The following is a 12,747-nucleotide window of genomic DNA, read 5'->3' on the forward strand; positions in this document are numbered from 1 at the left end:
CCTCACACGGCTCATGCAACTCTCTATGTTTGACAAAAAACGTCGCCCGACTCCTTGGCTGGCGGGTCTGCTGGCGATCGGTCTGATTGGCAGTGCCGCCACTGGCGCGATCGTGATTCGCAACCGCAACGCCACCCCAGACATTGCTGCGCTCACTGAGTCCGTGCAGTCGCAGCCCTTAACCGTGCGAATTACGGCCAGCGGCGACGTGAAACCCATCCAAACCGTCAACCTCAGTCCCAAAAGCGCCGGAATTCTCGCTGAGCTTTATGTGCAGCAGGGCGATCGCGTTTCCCAAGGGCAAATCATTGCCCGCATGGAAAACGCAGACATCGTCGCTGAAATTGAGCAGGCCAGAGCCAGAGTTGCCCAAGCCCAAGCGCGACTCAGTCAGGTGCGATCGGGCAATCGACCCGAAGAAATTTCCAGAGGCCAAGCCGCCGTTGCCCAAGCCGAAGCGAGAGTCCGAGAAGCGCAATCGCGACTGGCGCTGGCCGAAGATCGCGTTGAGCGGAATCGATCGCTTGCTGACGCCGGAGCCATCTCGCAAGACACGCTCAACCAGGTGATCAGCGAAGCCGAAACCGCCCGCGCCACCGTCACCCAACTGCAAGCCGGAGTCCGCGAATCGCGCGAAAGCCTGCAACTGTTGCAAAGCGGCAGCCGCGCTGAGGAAATCCAAGAAGCCCAAGCGCAACTGCAAGAAGCGATCGCCAACCTGCGAACCGTCGAAGTCCGCCAATCGGACACGGTGATTCGCGCTCCCTTTGGGGGAATTATTACCCAGCGCTATGCCAGCGAAGGCGCATTCGTTTCGCCCGCCACGTCTGCTTCTGCCGAACAGTCCGGAACTTCAACCGCGATCGTCGCCCTTGCCCAGGGGCTTGAAGTCGTTGCAGAAGTCCCCGAAGTTGACATTCAGCAGCTTCGACCCAATCAGCCCGTCGAAATCGTCGCGGATGCTTTTCCCGATGATGTCTTTCGCGGTCGCGTCCGCCTGATTGCCCCCGAAGCCGTCGTTCGCCAAAACGTCACCTCCTTTGAAGTGCGCGTTTCCCTCGAAACCGGACAAGACAAACTGCTCTCCGGCATGAACGTCGATCTCACCTTCCTAGGCGAAGAAGTCGATAACGCGATTACTGTTCCGATCGGCGCGATCGTCACCGCCCAAGGTCAAACCGGAGTCCTCGTCCCCGACGAAAACAACGAAGCCACCTTTCGCCCCGTCACCCTCGGCACGGCAGTCGGAGACCAAACCCAAATCCTCGAAGGACTGCAACCGGGCGATCGCATCTTCACCGCCCCGCCGCCCGGATGGAGCATTGAGGATATCGATCCGGCGAAGGTGGAAGAGTAGGGGTGTGGGTGTGGGGTGTGGGCGTAAAGGCAGACTGACCAACAGGCAACGGTTCGGAAAACCCAGGTCGCGGTCGGCACAGCCAATGCGAAGCGCCACATTGCCACCCACGAGTAGCCCCTTGCGTAGGGTGCATGGGAGGACTCTCCCTGCCGGGGTTGGAGGTGTGGAGGAGGGGTGGCCCTAGCCTCCACTGGCTCGGAAACCAAAAGCAATCCAACCTCGAAAAATTTGTTATCTGAAGTTTGAAACCCTGGAAAGCCCCCTAAATCCCCCATGAATGGGGGACTTTGAACTTGAGATTTGTTTGATTGCAGGAAGAAATTGATTGAACGTGAATTCTTAAAAGTCGCCACACTATGGACATCCTCGAAAGCATGAAAATGGCTGTCAAAACCTTGACCGCCAATCGCGTCCGCAGCAGCCTCACCATGTTGGGCATCATCATCGGCAACGCCTCCGTGATCACAATGGTCGGAGTTGGACAAGGCGCACAGCGCTACGCAGCCGGACAATTTGAATCTTTGGGACCAAACGTCCTGTTCGTCATTCCCGGCAGCGACGAAGACGATGTTCGATCGAACGACGAAATTCGATCGCTCACCCTTGAAGACGCGAACGCGATCGCCGCCCAAGTTCCCACCGTCAGCGCTGTCGCCCCGCAGCTTCAATCGCAACAGCAGCTTAGCTTCCGCAACAGAACCACCAGTTCGATCATTACCGGAACCGTTCCCGACTTCTCGATCGTCCGCAGCTTTGAAGTCGATCGCGGTCGTTTCCTGAGCGATCTCGATGTCCAGCGCAGCAATCGCGTCGTCGCCCTCGGTTCAGACCTCGCCCGCAACTTGTTTGGCAGCACCAATCCGATCGGAGAGCAAATCCGCATCAAAAACATCAGCTTTGAAGTCGTCGGCGTGATGGCCTCGAAAGGCGCATTTTTGGGAGACAACCAGGATGATGTTGCCTTCATTCCGATCACGACGATGACCAGCCGAATTACCGGAAACACGTCGCCCTACGGAACCGCCGTCACCTTCATTTCGGCCACCGCCCGCGACGAACAATCAATGGAAGCCGCACAGTTTCAAATCGAAAATTTGCTGCGCCTGCGTCACCAAATCGTGAATGAAGATGACTTCACCGTGCGATCGCAACAAGACGCGCTCGAAATTGTCGGCAACGTCACCAACGCCTTGACGCTAATGCTGGCCGCGATCGCCGCCATTTCCCTGCTCGTCGGCGGCATCGGCATCATGAACATCATGCTGGTTTCCGTGCGCGAACGGACGCAGGAGATCGGTCTGCGAAAGGCGATCGGTGCCTCCCAGCAAGACATTCTGGTGCAGTTCATGATTGAAGCCGTGATTCTCTCCGCCTTGGGCGGCTTGGTCGGAACTGCGATCGGCGTTGGTGGCGTCACCTTGGTTGGCATGTTCACCCCGCTTGAAGCAGGCGTTTCCCCGATCGCCGTTGCCTTGGCAGTCGGCGTTTCTGGCGGCATCGGCTTATTCTTTGGCGTTGTGCCCGCCCGCCAAGCCGCAAAACTTGACCCGATCGTTGCCCTTCGCAGTGCCTAAGCCTTCTAAGCAAACAGCCATGCAAAAAATCATTCAGCTTGAACATATTTCCAAAATCTACGGTGCAGGCAATACCGAAGTCCGCGCCCTGCTAGACGTAAATTTAATCGTCGAATCCGGCGAATACTGCGCGATCATGGGGCCATCCGGTTCAGGAAAATCAACCGCGATGAACGTGATTGGCTGTCTCGATCGCCCCACCGACGGCCAGTATTACCTCGACGGCGAAGATGTTGCCCAGCTTGAAGACGACCAGCTTGCCCATATTCGCAACCGCAAAATCGGCTTTGTGTTTCAGCAATTTCATTTGCTGCCGCAGCTTAGCGCGATCGAAAACGTGATGCTGCCGATGGTGTATGCCGGAGTTCCCACGCAGGAACGGCGCGATCGAGCCGCCGAAGCCTTAACCCGTGTGGGATTGGCAAATCGGCTGAACAATCGACCCAATCAGCTATCGGGCGGACAGCAGCAGCGGGTCGCGATTGCACGAGCGATCGTCAATCGTCCGGTTTTGCTGCTGGCGGATGAACCAACGGGCGCACTCGATTCGCACACGACGCAAGAAGTGATGAACATTTTTGCCGAACTCAACGCCAGCGGCATGACGGTCGTGATGGTGACGCACGAACCGGAAGTCGCTCGCCTGACGCATCGCGTCGTCTGGTTCCGTGATGGTCAAGTGATTCACTCGCATCTCGCGCCGACGGAACTGGCGCAGGTTGCAGCAGTTTAAGGTCAAAATTGCTATAGTGAATTCCTCGATCGCGCCGTGCCCTACTATCGTCAGCGAGCCAACGTTCTTCCACCCGAATATCTGCACAGGTTGCAGGGCGAAATTTTGGCCTGTCCGTACTTGGCGGTCAACAATTTGAATCGCGATTTTGTGGAAACCCAAGGCTTCTCGATCGTGTTCAGGCGATCGCACCTCGCCACCGTCACCGAACAATTTCCCTTTTTCGCGGACTATCTCAACCTCGCCCTAGAGCCAGAGTGCAACGCTTTTTACCTGAATCCGCTGCTGCTGAGGCAAGGGTCGCGAGTTGATCCACACATCGATCGATCCTTGCGCTCCTACTGCAAAACGGTTGAGCCGCCCGCGATCGTCAGCGTTTTGTACGTTCAGGTTCCCACTGGACTGCAAGGCGGCGAACTAATGTTGAAAAATCGTAAGCAGGCGATCGCACAGATCAAGCCGCAAACGAACTTGCTGATTCACTTTCAGGGCGATTTAACTCATTCGGTGAATGCTGTGAACAGCATTGGAACGCGCTTGAGTTTGGTGTGTGAGCAGTACAGCCTCAGTGCGGAGGAACTGCGGCAAATTCCCAGCTTTGCGATCGAATCGAGAGCCGTGAAGCGATCGAACAACAAGAAGCTGGTGAACGGGCGGCGCTCCTAACCATGAACTTCAAGCCATGAAAAAGACGCGCCGCAGCACGTCTGAAGTGGACAGTTTGCCCAATTGCATTTAATGTCTTTTTGCTGTGAAGCTGAGATTTTAGCAGCAAACCTGGATCATTCTTCACTCAGGTTGAACGGCAAATCCGGATTATTCTTCGCTCAGGTAAAGTTCATAGCGGTATGTGCCCGATCGATCGCCGACAAAATCGCCAACCCAGATCTGATAGGTTCCCGCAGGCCAAAAGCCAGACACTTCCGGCATCAAGCCGTTCGCATCGTCTGAGCAGTAGCGACCATCTGGTCCGGTAATCAGCAGCGTCACGTCGCCTTCTGCTTCGACGCTGGCACGCAAAAACTGAAACGGGCGAGTCAGCGTCACCACATGATCAGGCGCATTGGCAGCATCCACATAGCCGCAGTCGTTTGTGGCGCGGCTACCCCCCGAAAGTCCCGTTCCCACAGCGGGATCAGGCATAAATCCAGGTGCAAGGTTGAAGCTTTGATAGTCAGCGCGAGCCGCTTGCGGCATGGCAACAACGGCACTTGCTCCAAACGCGCAAGCAGCGAAAACGGTAGCGGAAGTTTTGAAAATATTCATCTGTCTTGAGAACGTATAGACTACAGGTGAAGCTTCATTACTAGCATTGTGCTTGTGAAGAAGGTGTCAATTACTACAGCTTCTTGATATTGGTTCCATAAAGTGATTGATAATTTTGTTTGCGATCGCCTCCGTACTCCGGACTCGATCGCTTGTTCGCAAGGCTGAATTGATAACGCTGATGATGACGCTAAAAAATCCACACCTGGAATTGACCGTTCGTCCCGATCTCGGTGGCCGGATCGATCGCCTCCACTCTCTGAAATCTCAACAAGACTGGCTGTGGCATCCAGCAAATTACGAGGAGGCGACGCGCTCGCTTGCAGTTGGGGCATCGTTTGACGCTAACTGGACGGGCGGCTGGGACGAAATCTTTCCTAACGATGCAGCGGGAGAATTTCAAGGTCGCCAACTGGTCGATCACGGCGAACTCTGGTCGCAAGCGTGGGAGGTGGCGGATGCTTCTGAAACGCAAATTACGCTGGTGCGCGACTGCCAAACCGTCCCGGTGACGGTGACAAAATCGATCGCCCTTCATCCAACCGAACCGCAGTTTCGCATCGACTACGATCTGCAAAATCACAGCGACGAGACGATTCCGTTTCTACTCAAACAGCACTGTGCGATCGCGATCGAAGCAGGCGACGAAATCTTGCTTCCAGACTGCACGATCGAACCTGTTGCACTGGGCTTTAGCAAAATTATCGGGCAGGAAGGAAAAACGCGATTTCCCAAGGCGATCGGCGCGGACGGGCAGGAAGTGGATTTGCGGTTTGCGCCGAGTCGATCGTCTGGGCTGCAAGAGTTTTACTACAGTTTTGACTTGGCAAAAGGCGAATGCGGCATTCGTCGCGCCCGGACGGGATCAACGCTGCGAATGCGATTTGAGCGATCGGATTTTCCCTATGTTTGGGTATTTCAGAGCTACGGCGGCTGGCAAGACCACTATGTTTTGGTGATGGAACCTTGTACGACAATGCCGTATGACCTGGAAATTGCCAGCCAGAATGGAACGATCGCCCAGCTTGCTCCAAACGCGACTCGACACCTTGCGCTGACGGTTGAATTGAGCGAATTTAACTGCGAAAATGCTGCTGGGCGCTGAGTGCAACTTGCTCGATCGCCTGCAAATTTGGCGGTTCTGTTCCCGTTTCGCTCAGCCACAGCAGATACTCAATATTTCCCGCAGGCCCAACCAGCGGCGACCAAGTTAATCCCCGGTAGCGCCAGCCTTGAGCGATCGCCGCTTTCAACACCGAATCGATCGCATCCGCATGATCGCGGGGATCGCGGACAACGCCTTTTTTGCCGACGCGATCGCGCCCGACTTCAAACTGCGGTTTGACCAGCAAAATGACTTCACGAGGCGATCGCAGCAAATTCCACAAAGCCGGAAGAATTTTGGTGAGCGAAATGAAGGAAACATCGGCCACGCCCAAGTCGGCGATCGGTTCCCCGACTGGATAAAGCTGATCGGGCTGCAAGTGCCGCAAATTTGTTCGTTCGCGCAAAATCACCCGCGCATCTTGACGAATTTCCCACGCAACTTGCCCATAGCCGACATCCACGCCGTAAACTCGCGCTGCGCCTGCCTGCAACAAACAATCGGTGAAGCCGCCCGTTGAAATTCCGGCATCGAGGCAGATGCGATCGACTGCCGCAATGTCAAATTCCGCTAGCGCTTTGGCTAACTTTTCGCCACCTCTGGACACGAAGGGCGATCGCGTTTTCAGCTCGATTTCAGCTTCGGGCGCAACTTCCGTTCCGGGTTTATCAACAAGTTGCTGATTGACGCGCACCTCGCCCGCCCGAATCAAGCGCTGCGCCTGTTGGCGAGACGTGCAAAGCTGGCGATCGACCAAAAGCGTATCCAGTCGGACTTTAACCACAAGCGGCCACAAAATCATGCAGCTTGATCTTACGCATTCTTGTCAGCGTTGTGTTTGAGCGCAAAGCGGTTAGGGAATTTCGAGGAGGATGTTGCCGATCGCTCGTCCGCTCTCCATCAGTTCATGCGCTTGGGCAATTTCCGCTAGGGGAAAACGCTGAGCGATCGAATGCTTCAGCGCTCCCTCGGTCAGTGCGGCAGTAATATCGCGGGCAGCAGCGGCGTGAGCGGCTGAGTTCATCGTGTAGACCAAGACGGTGTGGACGCGCAAATTTTTGTAGGCCAAGTCGTAAAAGGAAATTTGCGGCTGTGGATTTGAGTCGGAGGCGTAGGAGGCGATCGCTCCATTGCGCTTGAGAATTTGCAAATTCACAGCGAGATTTGCAGCAAAATCCACATCCACGACGCGATCGACGCCTTTGGGAAACTCGTTTTTAACAGCAGCGGCGACATCTTCGGTTTTGTAGTTGAAGATGCGATCGGCTCCCGCAGCTTTCGCGACTTCGGCTTTTTCTGGTGAACTCACGGTTGTAATCACGGTTGCGCCGCCCCATTTGGCAAGCTGAATCGCGTAGTTGCCAACTGCGCCTGCGCCGCCCGTCACCAAAATCGTTTGTCCGCTCACCACCCCATCGCAAAAAACGCTGTAGTGCGCGGTCATTGCGGGAACACCAAGGCAAGCCCCAGCCGCAAAATCAGTGTTGTCGGGCAGCGGAACGGCTTGATGGGCGGGAACGGTGACAAATTCGGCGGCTGTGCCTTGACCGCTGCGTAAAGTCGCCTCGTAGATCCAGACGCGCTGATGCAGACGATCGATCGACACACCTTCGCCGACCGCTTCGATAATCCCCGCGCCGTCGTTGTGGGGAATGACGCGATCGAAGCGCATCGTCAAGCCGCCCCAACCGCTTCTTTGCTTGACATCCGAGGGATTAATCCCCGATGCGCGAATTCGCACTCGCACCTCGCCCGCATTCACCAAAGGCAAATTTGTTTCACCAACGGTGAGAACATCTGAAGCGGAACCAAGCTGCGTGTACCAAGCGGCTTGCATCGCTAGGAATCCTCAGCCTGACTGACGCGATGCAGGCTGATCACGTCGCTCATTTTGCGAATTTGGCTGAAGGTGCGATCGAGCTGCTGATGATCCTGTACGTCGATCCCCAAGTGAATCATCGCGGTTTGGCCGGGAACCGTTTTTACCTGAGCGCTGCGGACGTTGATGTTGTAGTCGCTTAAGCGCATCAAGATATCTTTGAGAACGCCGACGCGATCGAGAACTTCAATATGAATCTGCACCGGATAAGTTTGGCTGCGTCCCTGGCAGGATTCGTTGGGATTCCAACTCACGGGGATCAAGCGATCGCCCGGAATGCTGTCGGTATTGCTACAGCCTTGACGATGAATCGAGATGCCGCGACTGCTGAGCGTGACAACACCGATGATTGCTTCACCGGGAACCGGATTGCAGCAGCCCGCCAGATGATACAGCAAGCCCTCGACGCCCAAAATTGGAGAATCGCTGATGCGCGGAGTCGATCGCGGCGCAGACGGCGGCGGCAGCAGCGTTGCGATGTCCTTGTCTTTATCTTTGTCGGGGGCAGGGGCGATCGTCTGCTTGGCTTTGATCGTTTCGCGCAAACGGTTGATCACCAGATTCAGCGTCATTTCGCCGTAGCCCAAAGCAGCAAGCAGATCCTCAACGCTGTGGTAGTTACATCGCAGCGCGACCGTTTGCATCGGGTCAGATTTCAACAGCGCTTCAAAGCCTTTTTTGCCGAGTTCTTTTTCAAGCAGTTCCCGTCCGCGCAGCACATTCTCGTCACGGCGCGATCGCTTGTACCACTGGCGAATCCGATTTTTTGCTCCGGTTGTGACGGCAAAGTTGAGCCAGTCAAGGCTGGGATGCGAATTTTTCTGCGTGATGATTTCGACAATATCGCCATTGTGCAGCGTTGTGTCCAGCGTCACCATCCGCCCGTTCACTTTTGCGCCAGCGCAGTGATTGCCGACTTCGGTGTGAATGCGGTAGGCAAAATCGATCGTTGTAGCGCCGCGACTGAGCGAGACGACATCGCCCTGCGGCGTAAACACATACACATCGTCATCGAACAAGTTGTCTTTGACGTTTTCGAGATATTCCTGCGCGTCTTTGAATTCGCTTTGCCAGTCCAGGAGCTGCCGTAGCCAGGTAAACTTGTCGTCGGTGGCGGTCATGCGGCTGGTGCTGCCGCCGGATTCTTTATACTTCCAGTGTGCCGCGATTCCGTATTCGGCGACGTGGTGCATCTCAAGCGTGCGGATTTGGACTTCGATCGGGCGTCCGCTCGTGCCGATCACAACCGTGTGAAGCGACTGATAGCGATTCGGCTTCGGCAGGCCAATGTAGTCTTTGAAGCGACCGGGGATCGGGCGATAGGCATCATGGACGACGGCGAGAGCGCGATAGCATTCGTCATTGCTGTTGACGATGACGCGAATGGCGGCGATGTCAAAAATTTCGTGAAACTCTTTTTGCTGCCGCTGCATCTTTTCGTAGATGCCGTAAAGATGCTTGGGGCGTCCGCTGATGTCCAAACATTCGATCCCCAACTGTTCGAGGCGATAGCGTAAGGTGGCGGTGACATTGCTCAGGCGGGATTCGCGATCGCCCCGTTTATCACTCACTAGCCGCTGCATCTGCCGATATGCTTCGGGTTCGAGATACTTAAACGCCAGATCTTCCAGTTCCCATTTGAATCGCCCGATCCCCAAGCGGTTTGCCAGCGGTGCAAAGATTTCTTTTGTCTCCTGAGCGATGCGCTTTTGCTTGTCGGGCGGCAGATGCTCTAGGGTTCGCATATTGTGGAGGCGATCGGCCAGCTTGACGACGATGACGCGAATATCCGTCGCCATCGCCAAAAACATGCGGCGAAAGTTTTCGGCCTGTCGTTCGGTTTTGCTCGAAAAATTGAACTTTGAAAGCTTGGTAACGCCTTCGACCAGACGACGAACTTCGATCCCGAAGCGTTCTTCAATCTCGTCGGCTGTCACGTCGGTATCTTCCACCACGTCATGCAAAAAGCCTGCCGCGATCATTGCGCCGCTGCCGCCTAAATCGCGCAGCAGTCCGGCGACTGCGACAGGATGAGCAATGTAGGGTTCGCCCGATGCGCGAGTTTGACCTTTGTGGAGGCAGTAGGCAAACTCAAAGGCTTGACAGACCAGGGTGGAATCGACTTCGCTGGAATCGATTTCGCAGGCGATCGGGGAACGCTGCGAGATCAAGCAGTCCTGAAGCCATTCAGGAAGCATTACATCAGTCGGAAGCGTGGAAGCCGTTACGTTCATGCTGGTCTTGCCTTTGTTCAAGAGGGCTTCAAGTAGATGTGTTGCTGATTTTACGGTATTTAAAGTGATTCAGGATACGGCTTTGATAAAATCTGCGTCTGTCGAAAGACAGAGATGCAAAAAACAGCACGTCGCGCGATCGCTTGTGCTCAAACCCTGAAATCGATTGAGAATCGACGCCGAAAGCGCTGATTATCGGACAATTGAAAATTGAGAAATTTCTGATTGATTTCAGTATAGACAATGTTTCTCAGGTTAATTCTTCAGCAAGTTAGAGATTGACAACCTTTCGATCGAGTGACTCTACCCATGTCGATAGACGCTTTTCGGCAGTCCTACGCCGCGTTGCACCAGCAGCTAGAGCAGTTTCAGGCGATTGCGGTGCAGGACGATCCCCAGTGGATGCGAACCAGCTTCGCCCGTATTCAGCAAGACTTTCAGCAAATCGTACAGCAGTTTGACGCGATCGATCTGCCGCATCCGATCCCCGCCTGCCAAACCGAGATCAGCAAACAGTTACGACTGCTCGGCATGGACGTGATGTATTTGCAGGCCGCCAGATTGTCAACAACTGCTGACAATCGCCGATCGCAACTGCTCGATCGCGTGGAAATGCTGAAAGGTTTTTGTGAAACGGTGCTGTCCGCAATTTCCGCTGAGCCGACTTGACTGTTGTTTCTGGTTCTGTCAACTTACTCAATCCGAATGCTGTCCTTGATCCCAAACCAGTTGTAGCGCTGCACGCCGAACGGCAAAACGACCAGCAAGATGAGGAAGACGGCAGCGATCGCCAGTCCCACAGTCAAATTGACGGTGAAACTTGCGCCCATGTAAGCAAGAAAAAAGACACAGGGAATTGTGCCGAGCAGCGTTGCGATCGCATAGATTCCAAATGACAATCCGGCCATTCCTGCCGCATAGCTGATCAGGTCAAAGGGCGCGATCGGCAAGAGATGCGTGATGAAAACCACCCAGCCGAGGTAAAGTTCGCCGCGATGCGTCGAGAGGTGCAGCATTTTTCCCGTTAGCGATCGAATCACCGATCGTCCCAATGTCCGCCCCAAAAAGTAAGCCATCAAGCAGCCGACAAAAATGCCGATCGTGCCGTAAATTGCCGCTGTCAACGGTTGCCAAACTGCGCCCGCCGCCACAACGATTGGCGTTCCGGGAATCGGGCTAAAGACGATCGCCAGCATCAAAATTCCGACATAGGCCAGCTTGCCAGCAAAACCCAGCGCGGCGATCGATCGAATCCAGTCGATCGGATTGCGGTTCTGCACCAGTCGCCAGCTTGTCAGCAAACACAAGGCCAGAACCAGCAGGGCAAGGCTGTTGAGATGCGTCAGGAGGCGCAGAAGTTTCGGTCGCATAAGTAGAATTGCTCGATCGCCGTCTTCACTCTATCTTGTCCGCCGTCTGCTCTTTCTTTGGTTAAAAATGGTTTCAAGTTGCGATCGACAACTTGACAGGTAATCCCTTCATTGGTATTCGGCTTTACTTTCGGTAGAGGGCGAACAGCATATCCTGTTGCTACTGTGAATAGACATGCAACAAAAGTTTGCATTCGGGCCTTCCCCAAGTGCGGCGTGAGGAGTCCGGCAGTCCGTTACTGAAATGGCGATCGTGACATGATGCAAAACCAGCTCGCAGAAATCCCCCTTTCTATCACCAAAATCCGCAACAACATTTGGACGATCGGCATTCCTTCTTGGCTGTTTGGGCTGGGCGATCGCACCGTTGCCGCTTTTGCCGATGGCTATCTGACGGCGATCGAGCTTGCTCAATTGCTGATGGCCTCGTTCTTCTTCATTAGCTGGCTGTATCTCAAGCCCGAAGCGAGCTTCAGCAGTGGCAGTAGTGAGCTGCTGGCCGCTTGTGAATCTGACGCGCTTCTGCCTCAGCACGATGTTTATTTGCGGCGGGCACAGCAGCGGATGACCGAGTTGCAAGAACATCACCTGATTACGCAGGAATACATTCTGCCGATTCCTTACATCTGCCAGATCTATCACTTGCTGAACCTGAAACACCTCGAAACCGTGCATGGCTTCAGCCTCAACAATTTGAAAGTTGTCAAGATTGTGAATTCTGAGCCGACCGCACTGGGCGGCAAGGTGCGATTTCAGACGGTTCTGGAGTCGCCATACAACGTTTTGCGAATCTGGCGACAACCGATCGTTGAGGTCGAGCTAACGCTGCTTACGCCCTATACGGTCGAACTCAACATTCCGGTCTACAACGACAAGCGTATTGTCGTCATCTTTAATGCGATTCCGCTCAACAACAACGAACACAAATTCTTCATCGACATTTACAGTAATTTGGGCTGGCCGAAGCTGCTGATTCAGCCGATTTTGCACTTTGCCGCCTGCTTAACGCTGTTTGAAGATCTGCCATACATGCAAAAGCTGGCCGAGCGCAATTTGGAGCGCGTCGTCAAGCAGGGCAAAGTGTCCAACCACGAAAGCATGTGGCTGTTCAAGCGATTTGCTGATCTTTATGGCAATCGACTTGGGAATGCTCAAAGAGCGCTGCCGAGTGCAGAAGCTGCCTAAGGTTTGAATTGCGATCGCTCATAAAAATCCGCGTGGTGTCA

Annotated in this window: 12 protein-coding genes; 7 read left to right on the plus strand and 5 right to left on the minus strand. The window is 54.6% G+C overall.

Going from position 1 to position 12,747, the window contains the following annotated elements; translation table 11 throughout:
- The first annotated feature begins 25 nt into the window (after window positions 1–25).
- The 4 genes from H6F67_RS13615 to H6F67_RS13630 all read left to right on the plus strand — a co-directional run bounded on the left by H6F67_RS13615 (window position 26) and on the right by H6F67_RS13630 (window position 4,333).
- Entirely contained in the window at window positions 26–1,357 is a 1,332-nt protein-coding gene (locus tag H6F67_RS13615; RefSeq protein ID WP_242020622.1) for an efflux RND transporter periplasmic adaptor subunit, read from the plus strand.
- A gap of 359 nt (window positions 1,358–1,716) precedes the next feature.
- Entirely contained in the window at window positions 1,717–2,934 is a 1,218-nt protein-coding gene (locus H6F67_RS13620; protein ID WP_190767141.1) for an ABC transporter permease, read from the plus strand.
- Between the two features lie 19 nt (window positions 2,935–2,953).
- Complete coding sequence (locus H6F67_RS13625; protein ID WP_190767142.1) at window positions 2,954–3,667, plus strand: ABC transporter ATP-binding protein; 714 nt, start codon at window positions 2,954–2,956, stop codon at window positions 3,665–3,667.
- 36 nt (window positions 3,668–3,703) lie between these two features.
- Window positions 3,704–4,333 (plus strand): 2OG-Fe(II) oxygenase, encoded by a 630-nt coding sequence (locus H6F67_RS13630; RefSeq protein WP_190767143.1) that lies wholly within the window; start codon window positions 3,704–3,706, stop codon window positions 4,331–4,333.
- Between the two features lie 150 nt (window positions 4,334–4,483).
- Here the strand turns inward: H6F67_RS13630 and H6F67_RS13635 are convergent, their stop codons facing one another.
- A complete protein-coding gene (locus tag H6F67_RS13635; protein WP_190767144.1) occupies window positions 4,484–4,933 on the minus strand; it encodes a hypothetical protein in 450 nt (149 codons plus the stop codon).
- Window positions 4,934–5,114: 181 nt separating this feature from the next.
- Here H6F67_RS13635 and H6F67_RS13640 point away from each other — a divergent pair, with 181 nt between their 5' ends.
- Window positions 5,115–6,038, plus strand: coding sequence for a DUF4432 family protein (locus H6F67_RS13640; RefSeq protein WP_190767145.1), 924 nt, complete (start codon window positions 5,115–5,117; stop codon window positions 6,036–6,038).
- On the opposite strand, the gene H6F67_RS13645 is transcribed toward H6F67_RS13640, so the two are convergent.
- From H6F67_RS13645 to H6F67_RS13655, 3 genes are read right to left on the minus strand one after another with little or no spacing between them, the layout of a single operon-like run.
- Window positions 6,010–6,840 (minus strand): TlyA family RNA methyltransferase, encoded by an 831-nt coding sequence (locus H6F67_RS13645; RefSeq protein WP_199304399.1) that lies wholly within the window; start codon window positions 6,838–6,840, stop codon window positions 6,010–6,012. The genes H6F67_RS13640 and H6F67_RS13645 overlap by 29 nt on opposite strands.
- Before the next feature lie 51 nt (window positions 6,841–6,891).
- Window positions 6,892–7,875: an NADPH:quinone reductase gene (locus H6F67_RS13650; protein ID WP_190767146.1), complete on the minus strand. Its 984-nt coding sequence runs from the start codon at window positions 7,873–7,875 to the stop codon at window positions 6,892–6,894.
- 2 nt (window positions 7,876–7,877) lie between these two features.
- Window positions 7,878–10,151, minus strand: coding sequence for a bifunctional (p)ppGpp synthetase/guanosine-3',5'-bis(diphosphate) 3'-pyrophosphohydrolase (locus H6F67_RS13655; RefSeq protein ID WP_190767235.1), 2,274 nt, complete (start codon window positions 10,149–10,151; stop codon window positions 7,878–7,880).
- A gap of 309 nt (window positions 10,152–10,460) precedes the next feature.
- Between H6F67_RS13655 and patD the strand changes: the two genes are divergently transcribed.
- Window positions 10,461–10,820, plus strand: coding sequence for a heterocyst frequency control protein PatD (gene patD, locus H6F67_RS13660; RefSeq protein ID WP_190767147.1), 360 nt, complete (start codon window positions 10,461–10,463; stop codon window positions 10,818–10,820).
- Between the two features lie 23 nt (window positions 10,821–10,843).
- Here the strand turns inward: patD and H6F67_RS13665 are convergent, their stop codons facing one another.
- Window positions 10,844–11,521 carry a TVP38/TMEM64 family protein gene (locus tag H6F67_RS13665; protein ID WP_190767148.1) on the minus strand — a complete coding sequence of 226 codons (678 nt, stop codon included), beginning with the start codon at window positions 11,519–11,521 and terminating at the stop codon, window positions 10,844–10,846.
- 258 nt (window positions 11,522–11,779) lie between these two features.
- On the opposite strand from H6F67_RS13665, the gene H6F67_RS13670 reads away from it, so the two are divergent.
- The gene (locus tag H6F67_RS13670) at window positions 11,780–12,706 is read left to right on the plus strand and encodes a hypothetical protein (protein WP_190767149.1); all 927 of its coding nucleotides are present in this window, start codon (window positions 11,780–11,782) and stop codon (window positions 12,704–12,706) included.
- Window positions 12,707–12,747: the final 41 nt, after the last annotated feature.

It is taken from the genome of Microcoleus sp. FACHB-1515 (genome assembly GCF_014696105.1).
In the GTDB taxonomy this organism is placed as follows: Bacteria; Cyanobacteriota; Cyanobacteriia; order Elainellales; family Elainellaceae; genus JAAUTJ01.